The organism is Paenibacillus sp. 203, assembly GCF_037027525.1.
Taxonomy (GTDB): Bacteria; Bacillota; Bacilli; order Paenibacillales; family Paenibacillaceae; genus Paenibacillus; species Paenibacillus polymyxa_B.
In genome coordinates, this window is record NZ_JAXCHD010000069.1 from 1 (window position 1) to 295 (window position 295).

Sequence of the window (295 nt, forward strand, 5' to 3'; positions counted from 1 at the left end):
CCGACAGGTCCGGTAGCACCTGTATCACCCGTGGCACCCGTAGGTCCGACAGGTCCAGTAAATCCAAGGCCAAATGGTCCAGTAGGTCCAGTCGGCCCCGTAGGCCCGGTATCGCCAGTAGGCCCGACAGGTCCAGTAACACCAGTGTCGCCCGTAGCACCCGTAGGCCCGACAGGTCCGGTAGCACCTGTATCACCCGTGGCACCCGTAGGTCCGACAGGTCCAGTAAATCCAAGGCCAAATGGTCCAGTAGGTCCAGTCGGCCCCGTAGGCCCGGTATCGCCAGTAGGCCCGA

At 63.1% G+C, this 295-nt stretch carries 1 pseudogene; it reads right to left on the bottom strand.

The window, feature by feature from the left end:
* Positions 1–295, bottom strand: a pseudogene (locus WA407_RS26430) (hypothetical protein); the annotation flags it as partial.